Below are 24,457 nucleotides of genomic sequence, written 5' to 3'. Positions count from 1 at the left end.
GTAATATTTATTATTAAAGTAAAGATATGGTTTGAAATTAGAAAAAAACTGTATTAACTTGTACGGGGATGGATATAAGTAGAAAAAGACCATAATAGTTGGTAATATAATGTTTATATAATGCATTTTATGAGTAGAGTATAAAAATGGACTTATAAAATATGTTTATATAGCAAGATATTTAATAATAAAATTTAAAAAGTAAAATAAAAACTGAAAAAGCAACAACTACATAGGAGGGAAATATATGATATATGCTGGTATTTTGGCCGGAGGTATTGGATCAAGAATGGGAAATGTTCCATTACCAAAACAATTTTTAGATTTAGATGGGAAACCTATTCTTATTCATACAGTAGAGAAATTCTTATTAACAAGTGAATTCGATAAAATCTATATTGCTACACCTCAAAAATGGATTTCTCATACAAAAGATACTTTACGTAAACATAATATTAATGATGACAGAATTAAAGTAGTGCAAGGCGGCGAGGACCGTAATGAAACGATTATGAGTATTATAGAAGCAACAGAAGCCGAAAACGGTATTACTGATGAAGATGTTATCGTTACACATGATGCAGTTAGACCATTTTTAACACATCGCATTATTAAAGAGAACATAGCAAGTGTTTTAAAATATGGTGCAGTAGATACTGTAATAACTGCGACTGACACAATCATCACATCAGAAGATGGTGAGTCTATAAAGTCTATACCAGTTAGAAGTGAAATGTATCAAGGTCAAACGCCTCAATCATTTAATATTAATTTGTTAAGAAATAGTTATAATGAGCTCTCAAGCGACGATAAGAAAATTATGACAGATGCCTGTAAGATACTAGTTGTAGCAAACAAATCTGTAAGACTAGTTATGGGAGAATTATACAATATAAAAATAACGACACCTTATGATCTTAAAGTTGCTAACTCAATCATAAAAGGTGGGATGTCGAGTGATTAATCAAGTATATCAACTCGTTGCTCCGAGACAATTTGAAGTAACATATAATAATGAAGACATTAAAAGCGATAAAGTTATTATAAGACCATTGTATTTGTCAATTTGCGCCGCAGATCAAAGATATTACACAGGTAGCAGAAATGAAAAAGTGCTGAAAAATAAGTTGCCAATGTCCTTGATTCATGAAGGTGTTGGTGAAGTTGTTTATGACAATAAAGGTGTGTTTGAGATTGGTACGAGAGTCATTATGGTGCCTAATACACCTGTGGAAAAAGATGATGTTATAGCTGAAAATTATTTACCAAGCAGTAAATTTAGATCGAGTGGATTTGATGGGTTTATGCAAGATTATGTATTTATGGATCACGATAGAGTCGTTGAAATAGATGATAGTATCGAAGATTTAAGTACAATTGCTTATTCAGAATTAGTCAGTGTAGCCTGGCATGCAATTCAACGTTTTGAACGTAAATCAATTTCATATAAAAATAGTTTTGGCGTATGGGGAGATGGGAATTTAGGTTATATAACAGCTATTTTACTCCATAAACTATATCCAGACGCTAAAATTTATGTTTTTGGTAAAACGGATTACAAATTAAGTCATTTTTCATTTGTAGAACATATATATCATATTCATGAAGTTCCAGAAGATGTCTCATTTGACCATGGTTTCGAATGTGTGGGCGGTAAAGGAAGCCAGTCTGCGGTGAATCAGATTATTGATTTGATTTCTCCAGAAGGGACAATTAGTTTGTTAGGCGTAAGTGAATATCCAATAGAAGTAAATACACGTCTTGTACTAGAAAAAGGTATAACGATGTTTGGAAGTAGTAGAAGTGGTGCACAAGATTTCAGAGATGTTGCTCAATTTTATAAAGACAATCCTGATGTCGTTGAAAAATTAGCACTTCTAAAAGGTAATGAATTTGATATTAAAACCATTAATGATGCTGTAAAAGCATTTGAAACAGATTTATCCACATCATGGGGCAAGACTGTGCTTAAATGGACAATGTAAAGAACGTGAATATATAAATATAAACAAGATAACTGAAAATTCAATTTATATTTATTTTCAACTATTCTAAATTAGTTATTAATATCGGTTCAAGGGTTTTAAAACTAATTAATTGAACAAGAGAGGGTTTTTAAAATTGAGCAAATCTAAAATAATAATTGATGACATCTATTGGGAGCGAATTCAATTATTTATTGAAGGTCACGTTAATGATATTGAGCTTAACAAGAAAAATTTTGTTTTGCGAAATTTGACTGAAACTAAAGAATTAGCGACAAATGATGTGAAAATTGAAGGGAATAAATTTAGAGCACGTTTTAACGTGGCGATTTTAGATGATGGAAACTATCTTCCATCTGGTGAATATCTCATTGTCTACAAGGATGATTTTGATTATATTGCCCATATCAATGAAGTGTTACTGAATCCTAATAGTTATGAATTAGATGATATCCAACTAGAAGAATATGAAGCAGAAGAAACACAAAATGGAAAAAATAATTATCTTTTGACCCATTATGAGTTTGTATTTAAAAAAGGTGGCAATTCTAAGAAAACAGAATATGCTGTTCAGCCCATGATTTCGAGCGAAGTAAATGAATTTGTATTAAATATTGATTTTAAAGCGCCTGAACCGAAAGTAAATCCAATTAAGAAAAAAATGATGGATTTGCGTTTAAAATACAATAGATACTCTTTTAATGTGCGTAATTTTGTATTTCAATCTATATTTAAAGTTACTAAATTTTTCCACTTGAAAAAAGGGAATACAGTATTATTCACTTCTGATTCAAGAGAATATATGTCAGGTAACTTTGAGTATGTATATAACGAAATGCTCGCGTCAAAATTTAGATGAAAAGTATAAAATTCATGCCTTGTTTAAATCTAATATTTCAGCTAGAAGAAATTTCATTGATAAATTTAAGTTTCCGTTTTTATTAGGTAAAGCAGATTATATTTTCGTAGATGATTTTCACCCACTACTATATACAGTGAAGTTTAGAAAAAGCCAAGAAATTATACAGGTTTGGCATGCAGTTGGGGCATTTAAAACAGTTGGATATAGCCGTACTGGTAAAAAAGGCGGTCCGTTCTTTAATTCTGTTAACCACAGAAACTATACAAAAGCCTTTGTATCCTCTGAAACAGACATCCCTTTTTATGGGGAAGCATTTGGCATTAAAGAACAGAATATTATACCAACAGGCGTGCCTAGAACAGACATTCTTTTCGATGAAAATTATGAAAGAGAAATTGTAGCTGAAATGGAGCAAGATTTACCTATCATTAAAGGTAAAAAAGTTATTCTATTTGCACCAACATTTAGAGGCAGCGGCCACCACACAGCACATTACCCATTCTTTAAAATAGACTTTGCGAGATTTGCTCGCTATTGTCGTGAAAATAATGCTGTTGTACTGTTCAAAATGCATCCATTTGTAAAAAACAGATTGAATATACCTAGAGAATATGAACAATATTTTGTAGATGTATCAGATTTTAGAGAAGTTAACGACATTCTATTTGTTACAGATATATTGATTAGTGATTATTCTTCTCTAGTATATGAATTTGCAGTATTTAAACGTCCAATGCTCTTTTATGCATTCGACCTTGAAGACTATATTACTTCACGTGATTTTTATGAACCATATGAAACTTTTGTTCCAGGTAAAATTATTGAATCATTTGATGATTTAATTACAGCATTAGATAATAACGATTACGAAGTAGAAAAAGTATCACCTTTCTTAGACAAACACTTTAAATATCAAGATGGGCGATCAAGTGAACGTTTAGTAAGAAATGTATTTGGAAGTTAACTTATAGAACAACTAAAATAATAAGGTGAATATAGTGAGTTAAGTACAATGATAAATAGACTGATGGTAAGATATAGCGTATATTTTAATTGCTATTAAACTAAGTATATTGCATTGTATCTTAACTCACTTTTTATGAGGTGAAATAAAGTGAAATTTTCAATTATAGTACCAAGCTATAACTCAGAAAAATATATTGAAGAGTTATTAAACAGTTTAAAAAATCAAAAGTATGATAAAAAAGATTTTGAAGTGATACTTGTTGACGATTGTTCAACAGATGACACTCTAAAAATTGTAGAACCATATAAAGACAAAATGAATTTGATTGTGAAAAAACTTGATGCAAATTCAGGTGGTCCAGGTAAACCAAGAAATACAGCACTACAAATTGCTCAAGGAGAATATGTATTTTTTGTAGACTCTGATGATTATATTAATAACGATACGTTAAAAGATGTGTCTAAATTTGTAGATAACAATAATGCAGATGTGGTATTAGTAAGAATGGAAGGTGTAAATGGTCGTGGTGTTCCAAGGTCTATGTTTAAAGAAACGAGCGACTCTGTGACACTAGAAAATTCGAGGATCATATATACACTAGGTCCTACTAAGTTTTATAGAACCTCATTATTACGCAATAATAATATTGATTTTCCAGAAGATTTGCGTAGCGCTGAAGATCAACTATTTACAATGAAAGCTTATCTTAATGCAGATAAAATAGCCGTATTAGCTGATAAACCTTATTACTATGCTACAAAACGTGAAGGCGAACATATGAGTTCAGCCTACGTTTCACCAGAAGATTTTTACAAGGTCATGTCATTGATAACAGAAGCAATATTAGACAGTCCTTTAGATAATAAACATAAGGTGCTAGGTTATTTTATAGATCGTCATTTCTCTTTCTCAAGAACTAATAATTTTTCTCTAAAAATAGCAGATGATAAAAAAGAAGTATGGATGGATGCATTAGGTGACTTTATTCAAAACGTACCTTCTGAAGTAGATGAATTAGTAAACGATGCGTTGAAACCATTGTTGTATTACGCACGTCTAAAAGATATGAAACATTACCAAAAGGTTGAAGAAAGTTATAAAAATGGTCGCTTTTATAACTATAATGCACATCAAGGAGAGCTAGAAATACAATTTGGTGAAAATGAGCCGTTTTTCACATTCAAACAATTGATTAAACCTGATTTAAGAATGTCACAGTTTAAATTTAATGATAAAGGATTTGAAATAGAACTAGAATTCTTAAAATCAATTATTAATCCTAATCATGTTGCGACAATGATTCAATTAAAACTTGTATCTCGAAATAAAAAAGAGCTGATTTATGTACCATTAGCAATTAATGATCAATCTCACTTTAAATTTAGTGCGTCGATGAATGATATAATCCCATACTTGGTGAAAGAAAAAGTTTGGGATGCCTTTTTAGAGATGAGAGTAGATAACATGATTGTGGAAAAACGTATTGGTAGTAAACGTGCAAAATACCCTTATGAGGTAGAGACAAGTACAATTGCAGAAAATAATAATAAATATTATCGCTTTACACCATACTTCACAAAAGATTTTGATAACCTGTCATTCTATGTAACTAACAATAAACTTTATGACATGTTAGAAGTTACTTCTAAAGACAGTAAAACAATACAATTACGTAGCTTAAAATTCAATTACTTATTATCAGAAGGTATGACAACACTTATGTTGTCTAAACGCTTCACGTATGGTTATTTAAACAGTTTAGCAACAAACGATAAGATGACGTATCATTTAACTGTTCAAGAGAAAGTGAAAGTAAACGAACTTAAAAAGAATTTTAGAATTGAAACGCCGCACTTAATTTTAAAGTATTAATTATATATTAGTATATCTTTAAAGATATCTAAGCATAAACTCAAAATTGAATAGATGACTGTTAGAATTCTACGGAAATCTAACAGTCATTTTTTATTTAACAATATAATTATTTTATGGGGATCATGAAATATAAAATTGAAGAATTAGAAACTGTTAATACCATAGGTTCTTTATGAGCATGCATATTTAATTTTGCTAATGGATAGTTGGTATTATTTATCTGTTTTAGTATTGCAGGATTAATATATTTTTGGTTGAGCTTGTGAGGTACCAAGTGTGAAACTATACCATGATTACGGTTGAGTAACCGCGTAAAAACAGGGAAATCGTTAGAGAAGTTATGGCTAATATTGACTTCTAAGGATCTATGAGTCTTATTACTTTGATTATTAAACAGTAAAAAATGATAATGGTTTTTTGTTTTAGCTATGATGCCATAAGAAAGTAATACAACTTGATTGTTGATAAAAGGCTTCAATAAACTATAAACATGAACGATAGGCATTGCGCTTTGGTGGTGATTGATAAGCATAAAGTGTGTTTTATCATCTGTGTAATATGCATAGCCAAAGCCACCGATCTGTTGACTCAGTTCAATCAATAGTTCAATCAATAATATATGAGTAGCATCAGTCTCATTATTGAAATAAACTTTCAATGCGTTATGCGTTATTTTACTGAAGATTAATTTTTTTGATTGTTTTCTTCCAATTTGATGAAGAAATAGCGCTATATTTTGTTTTAAAGTATTTTCTGATTTAGAATAAGTTATTTTTTTTGAAATTAAATTTCCAAATGTAATCAAGTCATAATTAACATAAAAATAATCTACTTGTAATGCATTAATTTTCTTAATAATGTGAGTGAGGTTATGACCATATTCAATAAAAGGGTCTATAACAATTCCTGTTTTTAACAAAGGAAACTGGTGATTTAATCTTTTGATGAGCAATGGCATATCTTTAATAGAACTGGTTTCAAGTTCAAACAATAGCGTTATTTGTTCTAAGAAATTTTTAGTATTTAGGGTTTCTTTCAATACTTTAAGTACATGATAATCAAATGTTTCTACTAAATTTAAAGTAGTAATTTTAAATGTTAAATCATACCCTTGAGTAATTAAATATTTAATTGTATCCAATAACTGTTGCGTATCTAAATCATTTAAGTACACGAAGTCTGTATTTTTAATTAAAAAATTTACTTTAGAGAAGTTGGAATAAATATTATTTTGTATAGCATGGTAATTAAATTTTAATAAGTCTTGTAAATTATCTAACCGAATAACCATAAAAGTATCTTCGAAGTGTTGGTCAAAAGATAGGCTAGATAGATTTAAAGTATAGGGCAATTCTATTTGATTACGAGAAAAGTTATAAATATCCGAAAAATATTTAGACAAATTAGGCTCATTAATTGCTATTTGATAAGGATTGTTGAAATAACCTTTTCTAAATTGATAAATATACCTTTTAGGAGGTACGCCAATATAATGTTTGAAATGTTTTGAATAAGTACTTACATTCATAAACTTATATTTTGTTGCTACATCATGAATCGCTTTATTATCCTGTATTAAATCAAATATGGATAAAGCGATTTTTAATGAACTTATATAGTGTTTAAAATTCATAGTTAATATTTTTGAGAATAAAATAGAGATATAGGATTGCGAAATGAAAAAAGTTTTGGATACTTGTTTAGTAGTTAAAGCATCATAGATGTTTTTATGGATATATTGCGTTAGGCGATAAACTAGCGGGTGCTTTGTGTATAGGGGTGGTAAATAATTATTTTGTAATGTCACTTTTGCTTCTTTTAGTAAAAACTCAATTATATTAGAAATATAATAATTCATTGCATTTTTGTCTTGAAAATTATTTTGGAGCTTTTGTAAAATTAAGTTTTTGAATTGCTCGACATAACGTATTTTATTAAAGTCAAAAAATGCATGGGATAAACACGTATCCTTTTCAATAAATAAAGGTAATGGGATATTTAGTTCAAGAAGATCTTGAACATCAATCATTTGATATAAATCAGCATTGTTAATTATAACGCCATTTTCTATCGTTATAATTGAGCCATTCAAATTAATTTTACATGGCTTTCCTAGTGGAAGTAGTATAATTACTTTATTTATACAGCGTGTTAATTCAGTTGTGTAATGACTTCTAATAGATAAAGAACTTATCACAAATATCACCTTTGCCTAAATATAAACCGATTGCTTTATAGTAATAACGCTATTGTACAACTGTGACATGAAAAAATGTTCGAATATCAAATAAGATTAACAAAAGGATATCTTAAAGTAATAATTAGTCATTTAGATAAATGACTTCTTAAAGAAACATGGGAATTCATTAAAATTATTGTGTTCTAAATTAACAAATAAGGTACTTTATTTAAAAAGAAAAAATCTAGATGCGTTGAAAATAAATGGGTTTGTATATATTTTTAAAATATAGGCTAAATATATGCAATAAACATAAAAGTGAGGATATAAGTGTTTGTGTTGTAAATTAAAGTGAGAGAAAGTATTAAATAATGAAAAAGTAATGCGCTTCTTGCAATTAGAACGAAAGGTGACGTACTAACTTTATGATTTATTTAAAAGGATAATAAGGGGAAGCGTGAACAATACAAGAAGATCTAAAACCACAGCCTGAAAGTGATTTTAGATCTCTTTGCAAAGGGCCTATATTGTAGTATATGCTCATTTGCTGAGAATCATGTTTATACGCTTTATTAAAACGGGTGCATAAAGTTTAATTCTGGGAATGGAATATAACTATGATGATAAACGGCACGTTTATGGGCCTTTATATAAAACGCAAACACATTCTCTACAAATATTATATAACTAACAATGTAGTCTTACAATATAAATTGCATAAATAATAAAAATTTGTACAATTTAAAGTGGAATGATTAAAATGCTTTAACTTTTTTGAAATTAAAATAAGTTAGCACTAAATAAAGAGAGAGAAATAAATTTTTAGTGGAATCATTTTTGCTTAGCATATAAGTCTATAGATTTAAAAAGTAAAATTGAACAAGTAATAAATAAAAACAAAGTGAATAAGCCATTAAATAAAGTATTTCTGAAAATTTGAAAAATAGTGATAGAGCTAAGTTTTTCTAAAAATATAGAGCCACTTGTCTTGATTTCAAACAGATCAAGGGAAAACAGTATTAACGTGATAAAGATCATATATAGTAAAGCTATGACAAAAAGGTTTAATATGTCAGACACAAATATTTTTTTCATAGTCACCAAGCTCCTCTCTTATTTCTCTATAGCCGATTAAACAATAAATAATAGTAATATGTATAAATTTACTAAAACTTTACAAAAGGTATAATAAAGCGAGTTATAGTGAACAATATAAATGCCATATAAGAAAAAGTGAGAATTTAATAAAATAACTTTAAATTTTAGGTCAAAACTGTTTAACATACCAATATTGTGCTAAAGAGTAAGTAGTTGGATTTTATCAAGAAGGGGAGGTTCAATATGTATAAAGCTATTATCTTTGATGTATATGGAACAATCTTTGATATGTCATCTTTAGAAAATGATATGACTCAATTTGATGATGAACTAGTCGCATCAATTTCAAAACTATGGCGAAAGACACAATTAAACCATATGTTTTTAAGACAAATTATGCGGCGCTATATTCCGTTTGATGATTTAACTAAAGATGCTTTACGATATGTACTGGATGAACATAAAATACAGTATAATAGAGATGATGTAAATCAATTATTTGATGCCTTTTTAGATTTAAATTATTTTAATGAAATACCACGTGTACTTTCTAGTTTGAATGCCAAAGGTTTTGATATAGGTGTACTATCCAATGGTAATGATAGTATGTTAATGCCATTAGTCGACAATTCCAAAATCAGTGACTATATAAACACTGTAATTAGTGTAGATGAGATTAAACAATATAAGCCAAGCCCTGCAAGTTATGCGCTAATATTAGAATATTATAAAATGACTAGAGAAGATATTTTGTTTGTATCTTCAAACTCCTGGGATGTAACAGGTGCAGCTAATTTTGGTTTTGATACCGTATGGGTAAACCGTAAAGGTGAACAATATGATAATAACGGTCAGTCGCCAACTATTACAGTGAATAATTTAAATGAAATGGCAAAATGGTTAGAAATGAATAAATAAATATAATAATAAAACAGCCCTAAATTTTAGGGCTGTTCAGAGTGTCGACAAAGTTTACGATTTTGTCGGCATTTTTTGTATAGACTTTTGCGATCACAGCCTGAGCCTGTAGTCTTTTTATTAACTAGTCAGGAGTCGGCCCAAATCAATGTGACTCTTCAAACAAAAATAATATGTTAGATTTAAATTTTATTTATGAAGTTGCCGAAGACAAATATTTGAAATGTATAGTATTATTTCAACGGAAGCGCACTTAAATCTAATTGGTAAAAGGCTAAATCAAGCCACGTATCAAATTTATAACCTACATTATGTATGGTGCCGGAATGCGTAAAGTTAAATTTCTTATGTAAATAAATACTATAATCATTTGTAGCATCAATACCAACAACTAATGTTTTATAGCCATTGCTGTGGGCCTGTTGAATGATTTCTGAGAGTAATTGAGAAGCAATTCCTTTACCTCTATGGTGTTTATTAACATAAATAGAATGTTCAATTGAGTATTGATAGGCGGGCCAATCTCGAAATGAACCATAAGTAGCAAAACCGATTGCTTCTCCTTGTTCTTCATATACGATTACAGGTTCATTATTGTCGGTCTTTTTTTGAACCAAGCTTCTCGCGATTCTAGGGTTTGGGGCTTATATGTATAAACTGCTGTAGTATTGAGTATAGCGTCATTATAGATATCTAATATATTAGGTAAGTCAGATTGAACTGCGTGGCGTATCATAAAATATCATCCTTTCAGTGAGGTTTTGTAAAAAATTCATAAGTGTAGTTAGAAAATCATTTATTTATATTTAACACCTAATATGATAAATACGCAATTTATTGTTATGAAAGTTAACATCTTAGATTATATAATAGATATTACCTTAGGAAATGAATGTATAGCCTATTATGCGTTGTGCTATACTTATGTAGAATTCTATAATAATTAAAGCTAATAAAGGAGTTATAAAGCATGAAAAAATGGGGGAGCCGACTCATTTCACTTGTTGGAGTATTGCTTATATTGGCAGCTATTTATATCTTTGCCAAGCCACATATTGATAATTATTTTACTGAAAAAGAGAATAATGAAAAGGTTGAAACTTTCGATCAACAACACAATAAGAACCAACGAAAGCATGTTGAAATACCAAAAGATAAATCAAAAATGGCAGGCTATATATCTGTACCAGATGCAGATATAAAAACACCAGTTTATCCTGGACCAGCGACACCAACACAACTTAAAAGAGGTGTGAGTTTTGCTGAAGCAGATGAATCATTAGAAGATCAAAACATTGCAATTGCTGGCCATACATTCACAGGTTCATCGACCTATCAATTTTCTAATTTGCCAAAAGCAAAAGAAGGAAGCAGTGTCTATTTTAAAACTGGTAATGAGGAAAAGACATATAAAATCACTAAAATATTTGATGTAAAACCTGAAGATGTTGAAGTTCTAGAAGAACAACAATCAGATAAACAGCAACTAACTTTAATCACTTGTGATAACTATAATGACCAAACTGGTGAATGGGAAGACCGTAAAATATTTGTTGCAGAAGCAACTTAAATGAAATTAGAACGTGAAAAAAAGACCGTATCGAGACGATGGTATTAAACTACTGTGATTAAACAAGAGTGTAGTTTAACGACAAGCATGAGCTTGCAATAATCGCTTGATAACGGTCTTTTTATTATTTATCGATAACGTCGATAAAACGTTTTGTAATTTCTTTTGGACGAGTAATTGCGCCACCAACGACAGTGCAATGCACACCAAGATTAGTAACTGCTTTGAACATCTCAGGTGTAATAACATTACCTTCAGCAATGACTTTAGCATCAACATTTGCTAAAACATCTTTAAGAAATTGGAAATTATTTTCATATAAAATATGTCCTTTAGTATAAGATGTATAGCCACGTAATGTAGTGCCTACATAATCGAAACCTAATTCGTCCGCGTATTGAGCTTCTTCAAGCGTTGAAATATCAGCCATGATTTCGACATTTGGTGTCGCTTGACGAATATATGAAACAAGTTCTTGTAGTGATTCTTTAGGACGTTGTTGTTTTGTAGCATCTAAGGCAATGACTTCACATTTGCTTTCAATTAATTCGTCAATTTCTTGACTTGTTGCGGTAATAAAAACGTCTGAATTATCGTAATCACGTTTAACGATACCAATAATTGGGAGGTGAACTTCTTTTTTGATAGCAATGATATCTTCTTTAGAATTTGCTCTAATGCCAACTGCGCCACCTTCGTATGCGGCTAGAGCCATTTTTGACATGATAAATGATGAGTGTAAAGGCTCATCAGATAGAGCTTGGCATGAAACAATTAATCCTTGTGGTAACATAATTTTGCACTCCATAACTTTTAGTAGATTTAATATTAAAATTAATTTGTATCGACTTAGTAATTTTAATATAACATCAAGAAAATAATAATCAATAGTTTTCGTTGTTATGAAAAACATTTTCATATATACTTTAATTATTATTTATTTTGAAAGGGTGAATTTTATGAAATTTGAAAATCGTGTTCAACGTTATCATCATTTATTTACAAAAACTGATAAACAAATTGTTGATTACATTCAAAATAATGATTTTGATGATACATTTTCCACAATTAATTCATTAGCCTATGCAATCAAAACATCGCCGACGACCATTACACGCTTTAGCAATAAGTTGAATTATGACAACTTTCAAGATTTGAAATTTAATTTACAACAGGAAATGACAGACAGAGTTATTGAGAATAGCCCGCTTATTCAACGCATTCATAAGTACCATCAAGATATTATTCAACAAACTGGAGAGTTTATTTCTGATGAGAAAATTCAACGTTTTGTAAACCAAATTAATCGTAGTCGTCAGATTATTTATGCTTGGTCTCGGTAGTTCAGGCTTATCTGCAACTGAATTTTACTATCGTATGATGCGCATGGGATTGAAAGGGAGTGTCTCTACAGATGCACATCAAATGAAAATTTTTGCGTCCTTATTAACAGCTTCTGATACTTTTGTAGCGATTTCAAATAGCGGTGAGACTACAGAGTTAATTGCCGCAGCTGAAATTGCCCATGAACGCGGTGCTTATGTAGTCGTCATAACAAATTATGAAGGCAGCACGTTAACACAATGCGCAGATTTAGTATTAATTACAACGGATCAATCTAGAATTAATGATACACAATTTATTAATACACAAATTGCGACACTTTTCTTAATAGATATCGTCAGTTATTTATTGCCGGATGACGAATATATGAATAATGTCTATCAACAAACTAAAAAAGTAATTTTAAATGAATGATAATAAAAAGATAACCTGCGAAATTGGGTGCGCGACTTTCCTCATATTTACTGAACGACATGTCGTCGTTTAAGTTAGAAGAAACGCATGATTTCACAGGTCATTTTTAAAATTTAGAAATTGCACCAAATAATGAAGCGTGATTTTGTGTACGTGTAGTTTGTATAGTCGCGTGACCATATTGTGGTGGTAAAAAACGTTCTATTTTTGGTGTGATATATTTTAGTAATTGTTGGTCTTGAGAGGATATACCGCCACCGATAAGAATTAAACCAGGATCATAGATGATTTGAATTTGTGCAATCCCTTCAGCAACAGCTTGGCTCCATTGGTTAAGAATAGATAGGGCCAGCGTGTCTTCTTGTTCAGCTAATTCAAATAGTTTAGGGACATCATCTTCATAAGGAAAAGCACGAGATAGCATTAAAGCTTTAAGTGCTGAAGTTGAGGCACGTTGCTCGAATGTCTTATTGTCTTCCGGGTTATATAATAAATAACCGATTTCGTTTGCCCTGTTACGTTCTCCATTGTATAACTGCAACGTATTGTTATAAAAAGCACCGCCGACGCCAGTACCTAGTGTAAGACAAAATATATTATCCACTTCATATTGGTGAAGGCAAAGTTCACCGAGTAAGGCGGCATTCACGTCATTAAAGACTTGTACTTGTGCACTCAGTGGTGCGAGTAAATTGTGAAAATTTGTTCCATTATAATTAGGTATCGTTGGTCCAGTGTAGACAACGATGCCGTTTTCTTCATCGATGACGCCAGCGCTAGATATGCCTACCTGTAAAGGGTTGAGATTGTGTGTGTGTTGAAAGTGCTCTACTAATGCATATACCGTATCGACGATAAGATGATTAATATTGTCAGGTGTAGAAACTTTGTGATAATCGATAAAATTTAAATCTTCGTCTAAAACAGCAGCTTTAATAGCTGTTCCTCCGATATCAATTGCGACTTTATAATTTTCCATATGCGATGCCTCCTGTAACGTCTTCTTATTATATGTATCATCTTTGTATTTAAATGTGTAGTTATAATCACATTTGAAAATTATTTTCATAAAATATCATAACAAATGATGAAACTTTTCAAAAAGCTATTGCTACTATTTATGGTAGCGTTTACAATTTTAAGTGTAAATAGAAATCTATGAAAGATGATATATAAATCAGTGAGTGATGATATACATTTTTTATAATAATAACTTAAGAAAAATAGATGGAGGGTTATCACATGGAAGAGAATTTAAAAGGTTTATATGCGGCTGTTGTTGGTACCATTTGATGAGCAAGGCCAAGTGAAAGAAGAAGGATTACAACAGATTGTTAAAAACGCAATTGAAACAGAAGGTTTAGATGGTTTATATGTTAATGGTAGTTCAGGTGAAAACTTTTTAATAAATAAAGAACAGAAAAAACAAATCTTTAAACTTGCAAAAGAAGCAGTAAATGATGATGTGAAGATGATTGCACAAGTCGGTTCTTTAGATTTAAATGAAGCGATTGAATTGGGAAAATATGCTACAGAGTTGGGCTATGATGCTATTTCAGCAGTTACGCCATTTTACTATCCTTTCTCATTCGAAGAAATTAAAGATTATTATTTTGAATTAATTGAAGCAACTCAAAATAATCTCATTATATATGCTATTCCTGATTTAACGGGTGTAAATATATCAATTGAGCAATTCGGAGAACTCTTCAATCACGAAAAAGTAATCGGTGTGAAATACACGGCACCAAACTTCTTCTTGCTTGAGCGTATACGTAAAGCGTATCCAAATAAACTAATACTTTCTGGCTTTGATGAAATGTTAGTTCAAGCCGCAATATCTGGGGTAGATGGTGCAATTGGCTCAACTTATAATGTAAACGGCAAACGCGCAAGACAAATTTTTGAAAAAGCTCAAAATGGTGAAATTGAGGAAGCTTATCAAATTCAACATGATACAAATGACATTATTGAAAATGTATTATCCATGGGCATTTATTCAACATTAAAAGAAATTTTAGCAACACGTGGTATTGATGGTGGTCAACCTAAGCGTCCATTCAAACCATTTGATGAAAGTAATAGAAGTAAATTGGAAACATTAATCAAAAACTATAATTTATAAAACATCACGTAAGGGGATGAAGTAAATGCAACAGGTAGGTTTTGGTACATGGAACTGGGTAGCAGTAATCGTTTATTTATTAATTATGCTGTTAGTTGGGGCATATTTTACAAAACGAGCAAGTCAAAATACAGATAGCTTTTTCACGGCAAGCGGACGTTTGCCATCTTGGGCGGTAGGATTTTCTATTTATGCGACCACTTTAAGTGCGATCACATTTATGTCTACGCCAGAAAAAGCATTTCTAACTGACTGGTCTTATATTGCTGGTAATATTGCAATTGTAGCAATTATTCCACTGTTAATTTATTTTTATGTGCCGTTTTTCAAAAAGTTAAATGTTACTTCGGCATACGAGTATTTAGAAGCACGATTTGGACCGAGTGTCCGCGTCATAGGTTCATTACTGTTTGTGTTATTTCATATAGGTAGAGTTGCAATAGTAATTTATTTACCTACATTGGCAATCACAGCAGTATCTGATATGAATCCTTATGTAGTGGCAAGTCTGGTCGGCATACTTTGTATCTTATATACTTTCCTAGGGGGCTTTGAAGGTGTAGTATGGAGTGACTTTATTCAAGGGGTTATCTTATTAGGTGGTGCCGCAGCAATTATCATCTTAGGGGTAACGCATATACAAGGTGGTATGGATACACTTATATCAGATGCTTTAGAGAACAAGAAAATTATTAGTGCAGATAACTGGAAATTAAATTCAGCAGCTGCAGCGATTCCTATTATTTTCTTAGGGAATATATTTAATAACTTGCACCAATATACGGCGAGTCAAGACGTAGTACAACGTTATCAAGCGTCAGATTCGATGAAAGAAACAAAAAAATCATTATGGATGAATGGTGCTTTAGCATTAATTTCTGCACCATTATTTTATGGTATGGGTACAATGCTTTATTCATTCTATAGCCATGAAAGTAGTTTGCCAGAAGGTTTTAATACATCATCAATCGTACCTTACTTTATACTTACTGAAATGCCGCCATTTATTGCTGGTTTACTAATCGCTGCTATTTTTGCAGCCGCGCAGTCAACGATTTCATCAAGCTTAAATTCAATTTCTGCTTGTTTATCTGTCGATATTAAACATAGATTTTTCGGTAAAGGTGAAGAGAAAAAAGAAGTTACGTTTGCAAGATGGATGATTATTTTATCAGGTTTGTTTGGTTTTGGAATGTCACTCTATCTTATTGCAGCGGATTCCAATGATTTATGGGATTTATTCTTATTAGTTACAGGTCTTGTAGGCGTACCATTAGCAGGTGTATTTGCGGTTGGTATCTTTACAAAACGTACGAATACATTTGGTGTCATTGTAGGATTGATTTTGGGAATTATATTTGCTTATATCTTTAACGGTGTAGGTGGAGGAAGTTCACCATTCTTCGTTTCCATTATTTCATTTGTAGTTGCATTTATCTTCTCTTATATTGTGAGTATTATTGTTCCAGGTGAGAAGAAAGATATTAAAGGTTTAACTATTTATGATATTAAAGAAAAATCTAATTATGTATCTAAAGTACATGTTAAAAAACCTAAAAGTTAAGCATGATTATACAACAACTTTCCTTAATTAAAATAACTGTTAAAGCTATAATATAGTTTGAAATAAAAGTGAAAATTACAATATTGGAAGCATATAAACTGTCGAAAAAGCATCAAATTTTCCGGCAGTTTTTGTATTTGTTTTCCATTATTTAAGTTACATGAAAAAATATAAAATTGATTTTTGTAATAAGACAGTGTGGGTTAAGTATTAATAATTAAATTACAATATATAATGAATTTACTTTGAATCAAACTGTATAGTCGATATAATATAAAGATATACATAATAAGGAAGATTTGAGGGGACATTATGATAAAAGCAATTGCAGTTGATATGGATGGAACATTTTTAGATTCCAAAAAAGGTTATGATGAAAAAAGATTTGAACAAATTTTTCAACAGCTCAAAGCACATGACATTAAGTTTATTGCAGCAAGTGGTAACCAATATGCAAAATTAAAATCTATTTTCGGGCAACGTGATATGTTGTTTGTGGCTGAAAACGGTGCGGTTATATATGAAGGGGATACTTTATATGACTATGAAGCATTTGATAGAAGCTTTTATCAAAAAGTAATTGACTATTTAAATATTGAGCGTGGCATTGATAATCTGATTGTTTGTGGGTTACGCAGTGCATATATATTAAAAGATAATACGGAAGCATTTAAAAAAGATGCGCATTTTTATTATCGTCAATTGGAAGAAATTGAGTCATTTCAAGATTTGCCAGAGGATGAATATGTGAAAATAGCATTGAATATTAATAGAAACTCACATCCGACACTGGATGATGATTTAACTAAAAACTTTACAGAAGATTTAAAACTTGTGTCGAGTGGTCGAGACAGTATCGATCTTATTATACCTGGAATGACTAAAGGCCAGTGCATTGCATCGTTTACTTAAAAAATGGGAATTAAGTCCTGATAGCCTGATGGCATTTGGTGATGCCAATAATGACTTAGATATGTTAGAACTTGCAACACATAGTTATGTTATGAAAAATAGTGAAGATGAAACATTATTTGAAGTAGCAAATCACATCGCACCTACGAATGATGAGCAAGGCGTGTTAACTGTGATTGAGGAAAAAGTATTAAAAGTACTGAATTAAATAGGGAAGCGGGACAGAAATCTTTAACTTTGCTGTATTTATGTACCTTACGCTTAAACTGTCGACAAAATCGTAACGTTGTTGGCAGTTTTTTTGTCCTTTCTACAAACATAACTTTGACAGTGCTATATAAATTTCATACTCGCTTGCCTAGGGCTATAAGCCTCAGCCTATAGTCTTGGGCTCGTGTCTGTTCCCTCAGGCGTCTCGTATGAAATAATGATTTGGATACTATAGTTTATATAAAGAGAGTTGATTTATTATAAATCATACTCGCTTGCAAGAGCACAGCCTTAGTCGTTTATATTAGCCACTACAATTATATAAACATATTATTTCAATAAGAATTAAAAAGTAGCTATACTAAGATATATAATTGATTTGAAAGGTAGGTCACTCAGGTTATGACACAAATGCAACAAACGATATTAGATGCGTTTAATTTTAGACATGCAACAAAACGTTTTGACGCAAGTAAAAAAATAGAAGACAGTGATTTTAATACTATTTTAGAAGCGGGCAGACTTTCACCAAGTTCACTTGGATTAGAGCCGTGGAAATTTGTTGTAATTCAAAATAGTGAGATCAGAAATAAATTGAAAGAAATCAGTTGGGGGGCACAAGGCCAACTAGATACAGCAAGTCATTTTGTATTGCTTTTAGCACGCAAAAATGTAACAGCAAAATCACCTTTCGTTCAACATATGATACGTGATATTAAACAATATAGTGAAGAAAGTATTCCCGCAACAGAAGAAAAATTTGAAAGTTTCCAAACAAGTTTCCATATTAATGATACTGAACAAACATTGTTAGATTGGGCTAAAAAACAAACATATATTGCACTTGGTAATATGATGACGAGTGCGAGCATTGTTAAACATTGATTCTTGTCCTATCGAAGGCTTTGATTTAGATGCGGTTACTCAATTCTTAGATGAAGAAGGTATTGCAGATACAGCACACTTTGCACCTTCCGTAATGGTCGCTTTTGGTTATAGAGAAACAGAATCGAAAGACAAAGTACGTCAGCCACAATCAGATGTTGTAACGTGGTTATAATAAACTATTAGTAAAATATTTAATTTATATAATAAATAAAACCTCCAAACTATCTACTTTTTGCAGAAGCTTTGGAGGTTTCTTTGTATACTTTATTCGAAAAGACGCTAGTAGTTATTCATTTTTATCTGCTACGAGTGAGGTGTCATTGTGTATTGCAATTTCAAAACCTTCTGGTCCAATAAATTGTTCTGAAGTTGCACTAGGTTTGTAAATATCTACATGTGATAGACCGAAACTTGTGTCGTTATCTTGACGCATCGTGTTAGATTGCCATACGTTTGTCGCAATATGGTGGTGGTATCGGTTAGTAGACATGAATAGCGCTTGTGGGTAATCAGAAATGTGCTCTAACCCTAATTGGTCAATATAATAACGACGCGCTTGTTCTAAGTCTGCGGTTTTTAAATGTAAATGTCCTATTTTGGCATCGCTAGGCATACCTTGCCAACCTGTTTCTGTACGTTGTGCAACAAGGTCATTAACGTCGACTTGCAGTGTATCCATTTTTACTTTATTACCGTTCCATGACCATTCATCTTTTGAGCGATCATCATAGATTTCAATTCCGTTGCCTTCAGGATCTGAGAGGTATAACGCTTCACTGACAAGGTGGTCACCTCCACCAACTTGTACGCCTAAACTTGATGCGTGATATAAAAAATTAGCTAAATCTACTCTAGATGGTAATAGTAGAGCGATATGGAATAGACCTGCTTCTTTCATAGAAGGGCGACGTCCATCAGTGATTTCGTGTAAAGTTAAAGTGTGACCATGGTTGCCTATATTAAATATAATGTCCTTTTGTGTTTCAGTATTGACGGTTAAGCCTAAAATTTGTTTATAAAATTTAATCATTGTTGATAGGTTTTCAACATTTAAAGTGATATTCGTTACTTGGATTGATGTATTATCGTGAAAAGTCATAATAAAGCTCCTTATCATTACTTGTATTTATTATTATTACAAGTTTGAGTTTAGAGTAACTTACTTTATAAGTCAACACAATTTGCTTGAATATACAAATAGAATTTCAAAATTATTTATTGTTTGAATATCAACATTCGGGTATATTAGGGTTAAATGAAGAAAGTTAACGGATAGGAGTTTTGAAAATGCCACATTATTATTTTAAAGAAAATTTTTTCAGTTCTTCCAAATCAGCAATTGATGTGTTTAATGATAAGGATGAAGCGGTATTTAAGTTACAGTTATTTTATACTTCATCAACACAAGAAGCTTTTGCAATGTTTGGCAATAGTAAACAAAACTTTGAGATTACAGATGGCAAAGATACGTATCGTATTCTTCAGGAAAAAACCATAAGTGGGGCATTTAAAACGCCATTTAAAACGGTATGGGAAGTAGAGAAAAACGACAATCCAATAGGTGTTTTTCGTTCGAAAATAGGGTTTAAACCCACATTACTTTTTGAAGGTAATAAAGGAGATACATTAAAATTTCAATCAGGACTTTTTTCTAGAAGCGTAAAAGTGACAGACGGACACAATGTATTAATGCAAACAAAGTCTGAACGCTTTAAATTAGCATCACGTCATGACGTATATATTGAAGATGAAACGTATCACCCAACGAATGTTAATTATGTTATTTCAAGTGTTTTACGAATTTCAAGAACAACAACGGAAAAACTCAAACTAAAACTTATTATAATTATGCCGGCAGTGATCCTCATTGCTGGTATTTTTGTATCTTTCTCAGCAACTAATTATGTAAAAATATTCCTATATTTACATATGTTAACTTATGGTAAAATATGGAGACAATGTAATTAACGTGATTTTGGGGGTGAGGGTTTGAAAGTATTTTGGAAATTAGGATGGTTTTTTAAGCAACAAAAAATGAGCTATATTATTGGTTTGTTTACGTTGCTATTAATCGCATTAATTGAAATTGTACCACCTCAAATCATAGGTAAGACAATAGATCAAATGACGACAAATAAGTTAACACCCAAATTATTAACAATCTACCTCATTATCCTAACTATAGTAGCGATATTAACGTATGTTTTAAGATATGTATGGAGATTATCTATTTTTGGAACGAGCCAAAAGTTAGGGCAGACTTTGAGAACCTATTTATATGAAAAATATACGGCGATGAGTGCGATATTTTTCCAAAACAGACGTACAGGCGATTTAATGGCGCATGCAACTAACGATATTAGAGCAGTTCAAAATGCTGCAGGTGCGGGTATTCTAATGATTGCTGATTCGCTAATTAGTGGAGGTACCGTTGTAATTACTATGGCTACGACGGTAAGTTGGAAACTAACATTAATTGCGCTCATTCCCTTACCTTTTATGGTGTTATTAACAAGTTACTATGGGTCTCTTTTAAGCAAAGGGTTTAAAAAAGCACAAGCCGCATTTAGTAAATTGAATGATAAAACACAAGAAAGTGTTGCAGGTATTAAAGTGACTAAAACATTTGGTTATGAAACAAGTGACCAAGCAGATTTCAAAGCGCTCAGTGATGATGTCGTAGCGAAAAATTTGAAAGTATCGAAAATAGACGCCTTATTTGACCCTACGATAACATTGGTAATTGGTACGAGTTACTTTTTAGCAATTGCATTTGGTGCACAAATGGTATTTCAAAATGAGATTACGCTAGGACAACTTATCACTTTTACTACGTATTTAGGCATGCTTGTATGGCCATTATTAGCACTAGGTTTATTTTTTAATATTGTGCAGAGAGCCAAAGCTTCTTATGAGCGTATTGAGGAAATTGAAAACTTACCGAATGATATAGAGACTACTTATAAAATCGATGGTCCTCCAACAGGTGACATTATATTTAATATAGAACAATTTAATTTCCCGGGTAATGATGAACAAGGACTTTATGGAATTCATTTTTCAGTTAAGCAAGGATCGACACTCGGTATTGTAGGGCGTACAGGTTCTGGGAAAAGTGCATTAATACGTTTACTATTGAGAGAATTTGATACTAAAAGACCACAAGATATCACTTACGGTGGCTATCCAATTCGAGACTATAATGTGAAGCATTTAAGAGCTCAATTTGGCTACGTGCCACAAGAACACTTTTTATTTTCTACTACAATACGTAATAATATCGCATTTAGTAATGAGGAGATTGATGATGACAGTATTTATGAAGCGAGTCGCTTAAGTCTTATTCATGACGATATTATGGATTTTCCCAATAGTTATCATACTGTAGTTGGTGAACGAGGTGTTTCTTTATCTGGTGGTCAAAAGCAACGTGTGTCAATCGCACGAGCATTGTTAGTAGATCCAGAAGTTCTTATCTTGGATGATTCATTGTCAGCTGTGGATGCACAGACAGAAGAAGCTATTTTAGCTAATTTAGAAAGTGTTAGAAATGGTAAAACCAACATCATTACTGCACATCGCATGAGCGCTGTAAAACATGCTGACTTCATCATTGTATTGGATGAAGGGACAATCGTTGAAAGTGGTACACACACTTCGCTCATAGAGAAAAAAGGTTGGTATTATGAAACGTATCAAGCCCAAGCTTTACAAGATAAGTTATCACGTAACTTAGATGATCTTACGAAAGGGGGCGATGAAAATGACTGAACGTACTAACTTAACTGCCAAGGATCAAGGGAGTGCATTAATTCGGTTATTTAAATATACGCTACCCTATAAAGGTACAATCACGTTAGCCTTTATCATGCTGATCTTATCCACTGTGGCAAGTATGATGACGCCGTATATGGTCAAGATATTTATTGATGATTATTTAACGCCACGATATTTTCCAAAAGATATTATGATTTGGTTGATTGTAATATTTCTAGGCATACAAATCATAGGTGCTATCACGCTTTATTTTAGTCAGTATATGTTCCAATATTTAGCTTTTAAGGTAATTCAACAATTGCGTATTGACGCTTTTAATAAATTAGGGAAATTAGGAATGAAGTATTTCGATAAAGTACCTGGGGGCAGTATTGTATCAAGATTGACGAATGACACAGAAACAATCGTGGATATGATTATTGGTGTGTTTTCTACTTTTATCATGGCATTTTTTATGATGATTGCAAGCTATATTATGATGTTTATTTTAGACGTAAAATTAGCATTAATTGCACTTGTGTTTTTGCCTATTATTTTTCTAATATTAGCGACGTATAGAAAATATTCTGCCTTTCTTTTTACTAAAACGAGACAAAGATTATCTGATTTAAACTCTAAATTAGCAGAATCAATTGAAGGTATGAGAATTATTCAAGCGTTTAATCAAGAGCAACGATTAAATAAAGAGTTTAATAAGATTAATGACGAACATTATGATTATATGCTGAAGACAGTAAAGTTGGATAGTTTATTATTACGTCCTGCCATCAGTTCGATATCAGTTTTTGCAGTGGTCATGATTCTTGGTTATTTTGGTGTTATAAGTTTTACTACTGGTATCACGGCGGGTGTTGTATTTGCGTTTGTACAATATATGGAACGTTTCTTTGAACCTATTAATCAAGTGAGTCAGAATTTAAATATCTTACAACAAGCACTCGTATCAGCTAGCAGAGTATTTGCACTTATTGATGATGACACTTATGAACCACAACAGCATGAAATCAATACGCGCAAAATTGAAGAAGGAAAAATTGCATTTAAACATGTTAGTTTTAGTTATGATGGTGAAACAGATGTGCTGAAAGATATCACTTTTACTGCCAATCCAGGTGAAATGGTAGCTTTAGTTGGTCATACTGGCTCTGGAAAGAGTTCTATCATTAACCTGTTTATGCGTTTTTATGAATTTAACCGAGGTGACATAGAAGTGGATGGCAATTCACTTAAGACGATACCTAAATCGGAATTAAAAGAGAAGATAGGATTAGTCTTACAAGATGCATTTATATTTTACGGTACAATATCATCTAATATTAAGTTGTACCATCCTACAATGACATTTGAACAAGTGAAGGCTGCAGCAGAATTTGTACATGCTAATCATTTTATTGAGAAATTGCCAGGGCAATATAATCATAAAGTGATAGAAAAAGGGAGTGCCTTTTCAAGTGGCGAAAGACAATTAATTGCCTTCGCGAGAACAATTGCTACGAATCCCAAAGTATTAATTTTAGACGAAGCAACTGCAAATATAGATTCAGAAACAGAAGAACAAATACAAAAATCATTAAATGAAATGCGAAAAGGTCGCACAACTTTAGCAATTGCACATAGATTATCTACAATACAAGATGCGGATCAAATTCTTGTATTAAACCGTGGGGAAATAGTAGAACGTGGTACCCATGATCAATTGATTGCACAACACGGTATATATCATAATATGTATTTATTACAAAATGGATAAGAAAGAGGCGGGCGTATGA

The 24,457-nt window shown here is 31.6% G+C and carries 12 protein-coding genes and 7 pseudogenes; 14 read left to right on the top strand and 5 right to left on the bottom strand.

Features of this window, described 5'->3' with window-relative positions:
- Positions 1–247: 247 nt before the first annotated feature.
- The 4 genes and pseudogenes from ABLV90_RS01515 (at position 248) to ABLV90_RS01500 (ending at position 5,686) form a co-directional block, all read left to right on the top strand.
- Positions 248–964: a D-ribitol-5-phosphate cytidylyltransferase gene (locus ABLV90_RS01515; protein WP_460871995.1), complete on the top strand. Its 717-nt coding sequence runs from the start codon at positions 248–250 to the stop codon at positions 962–964.
- The gene (locus tag ABLV90_RS01510) at positions 957–1,985 is read left to right on the top strand and encodes an alcohol dehydrogenase catalytic domain-containing protein (protein ID WP_427706370.1); all 1,029 of its coding nucleotides are present in this window, start codon (positions 957–959) and stop codon (positions 1,983–1,985) included. Before ABLV90_RS01515 ends, ABLV90_RS01510 begins: the two co-directional genes overlap by 8 nt.
- A gap of 136 nt (positions 1,986–2,121) precedes the next feature.
- Positions 2,122–3,811, top strand: a pseudogene (gene tarL, locus ABLV90_RS01505) (teichoic acid ribitol-phosphate polymerase TarL).
- A 150-nt stretch (positions 3,812–3,961) separates the two neighbouring features.
- Complete coding sequence (locus tag ABLV90_RS01500; RefSeq protein ID WP_460871994.1) at positions 3,962–5,686, top strand: glycosyltransferase; 1,725 nt, start codon at positions 3,962–3,964, stop codon at positions 5,684–5,686.
- Positions 5,687–5,795: 109 nt separating this feature from the next.
- On the opposite strand, the gene ABLV90_RS01495 is transcribed toward ABLV90_RS01500, so the two are convergent.
- On the bottom strand, positions 5,796–7,718 hold the full coding sequence (locus tag ABLV90_RS01495) for a helix-turn-helix domain-containing protein (protein ID WP_427708062.1): 1,923 nt from the start codon (positions 7,716–7,718) through the stop codon (positions 5,796–5,798).
- A 1,491-nt stretch (positions 7,719–9,209) separates the two neighbouring features.
- Here ABLV90_RS01495 and ABLV90_RS01490 point away from each other — a divergent pair.
- Positions 9,210–9,884, top strand: coding sequence for a haloacid dehalogenase type II (locus ABLV90_RS01490; protein WP_460871993.1), 675 nt, complete (start codon positions 9,210–9,212; stop codon positions 9,882–9,884).
- Between the two features lie 233 nt (positions 9,885–10,117).
- Here the strand turns inward: ABLV90_RS01490 and ABLV90_RS01485 are convergent.
- Positions 10,118–10,620: pseudogene (locus tag ABLV90_RS01485) on the bottom strand (N-acetyltransferase family protein).
- Positions 10,621–10,854: 234 nt separating this feature from the next.
- Here ABLV90_RS01485 and srtA point away from each other — a divergent pair.
- On the top strand, positions 10,855–11,454 hold the full coding sequence (srtA, locus tag ABLV90_RS01480) for a class A sortase SrtA (protein ID WP_427706380.1): 600 nt from the start codon (positions 10,855–10,857) through the stop codon (positions 11,452–11,454).
- Between the two features lie 124 nt (positions 11,455–11,578).
- Here the strand turns inward: srtA and ABLV90_RS01475 are convergent, their stop codons facing one another.
- Positions 11,579–12,247 (bottom strand): N-acetylmannosamine-6-phosphate 2-epimerase, encoded by a 669-nt coding sequence (locus ABLV90_RS01475; protein WP_460871992.1) that lies wholly within the window; start codon positions 12,245–12,247, stop codon positions 11,579–11,581.
- Between the two features lie 166 nt (positions 12,248–12,413).
- Here ABLV90_RS01475 and ABLV90_RS01470 point away from each other — a divergent pair.
- Positions 12,414–13,212: pseudogene (locus ABLV90_RS01470) on the top strand (MurR/RpiR family transcriptional regulator).
- Positions 13,213–13,318: 106 nt separating this feature from the next.
- Here ABLV90_RS01470 and ABLV90_RS01465 read toward each other — a convergent pair.
- Positions 13,319–14,191, bottom strand: a complete 873-nt coding sequence (locus ABLV90_RS01465; protein ID WP_460871991.1) for an ROK family protein — start codon at positions 14,189–14,191, stop codon at positions 13,319–13,321.
- Between the two features lie 263 nt (positions 14,192–14,454).
- On the opposite strand from ABLV90_RS01465, the pseudogene ABLV90_RS01460 reads away from it, so the two are divergent.
- From ABLV90_RS01460 to ABLV90_RS01445, 4 genes and pseudogenes are all read left to right on the top strand, one after another.
- Positions 14,455–15,337: pseudogene (locus ABLV90_RS01460) on the top strand (N-acetylneuraminate lyase).
- 25 nt (positions 15,338–15,362) lie between these two features.
- Positions 15,363–16,901: a sodium:solute symporter family protein gene (locus ABLV90_RS01455; protein WP_427706384.1), complete on the top strand. Its 1,539-nt coding sequence runs from the start codon at positions 15,363–15,365 to the stop codon at positions 16,899–16,901.
- Positions 16,902–17,213: 312 nt separating this feature from the next.
- Positions 17,214–18,021: pseudogene (locus ABLV90_RS01450) on the top strand (Cof-type HAD-IIB family hydrolase).
- Positions 18,022–18,425: 404 nt separating this feature from the next.
- Positions 18,426–19,083, top strand: a pseudogene (locus ABLV90_RS01445) (NAD(P)H-dependent oxidoreductase).
- Between the two features lie 114 nt (positions 19,084–19,197).
- Here ABLV90_RS01445 and ABLV90_RS01440 read toward each other — a convergent pair.
- The gene (locus tag ABLV90_RS01440; RefSeq protein WP_460871990.1) at positions 19,198–20,010 is read right to left on the bottom strand and encodes a VOC family protein; all 813 of its coding nucleotides are present in this window, start codon (positions 20,008–20,010) and stop codon (positions 19,198–19,200) included.
- 188 nt (positions 20,011–20,198) lie between these two features.
- Between ABLV90_RS01440 and ABLV90_RS01435 the strand changes: the two are divergent.
- From ABLV90_RS01435 to ABLV90_RS01425, 3 genes and pseudogenes are all read left to right on the top strand, one after another.
- Positions 20,199–20,745 (top strand): annotated as a pseudogene (locus ABLV90_RS01435) (hypothetical protein).
- A gap of 155 nt (positions 20,746–20,900) precedes the next feature.
- Positions 20,901–22,682, top strand: coding sequence for an ABC transporter ATP-binding protein (locus ABLV90_RS01430; RefSeq protein WP_427706388.1), 1,782 nt, complete (start codon positions 20,901–20,903; stop codon positions 22,680–22,682).
- Positions 22,675–24,438 (top strand): ABC transporter ATP-binding protein, encoded by a 1,764-nt coding sequence (locus ABLV90_RS01425; protein ID WP_069833213.1) that lies wholly within the window; start codon positions 22,675–22,677, stop codon positions 24,436–24,438. Before ABLV90_RS01430 ends, ABLV90_RS01425 begins: the two co-directional genes overlap by 8 nt.
- The last annotated feature ends 19 nt before the right edge of the window (positions 24,439–24,457 follow it).

It is taken from the genome of Staphylococcus sp. 2S1 (assembly GCF_046721335.1).
GTDB lineage: Bacteria > Bacillota > Bacilli > Staphylococcales > Staphylococcaceae > Staphylococcus > Staphylococcus equorum_A.
The sequence above is the reverse complement of the archived record's forward strand: the minus strand, read 5'-3'. Positions and strand labels throughout refer to the sequence as shown.

Excerpts from the sequence above, each read along its gene's own strand:
- ABLV90_RS01515 (WP_460871995.1), top strand. The coding sequence starts at position 248 with ATGATATATGCTGGTATTTTGGCCGGAGGTATTGGATCAAGAATGGGA.
- ABLV90_RS01495 (WP_427708062.1), bottom strand. The coding sequence starts at position 7,718 with ATGATTGATGTTCAAGATCTTCTTGAACTAAATATCCCATTACCTTTA.
- ABLV90_RS01490 (WP_460871993.1), top strand. The coding sequence starts at position 9,210 with ATGTATAAAGCTATTATCTTTGATGTATATGGAACAATCTTTGATATG.
- srtA (WP_427706380.1), top strand. The coding sequence starts at position 10,855 with ATGAAAAAATGGGGGAGCCGACTCATTTCACTTGTTGGAGTATTGCTT.
- ABLV90_RS01475 (WP_460871992.1), bottom strand. The coding sequence starts at position 12,247 with ATGTTACCACAAGGATTAATTGTTTCATGCCAAGCTCTATCTGATGAG.
- ABLV90_RS01465 (WP_460871991.1), bottom strand. The coding sequence starts at position 14,191 with ATGGAAAATTATAAAGTCGCAATTGATATCGGAGGAACAGCTATTAAA.
- ABLV90_RS01455 (WP_427706384.1), top strand. The coding sequence starts at position 15,363 with ATGCAACAGGTAGGTTTTGGTACATGGAACTGGGTAGCAGTAATCGTT.
- ABLV90_RS01440 (WP_460871990.1), bottom strand. The coding sequence starts at position 20,010 with ATGACTTTTCACGATAATACATCAATCCAAGTAACGAATATCACTTTA.
- ABLV90_RS01425 (WP_069833213.1), top strand. The coding sequence starts at position 22,675 with ATGACTGAACGTACTAACTTAACTGCCAAGGATCAAGGGAGTGCATTA.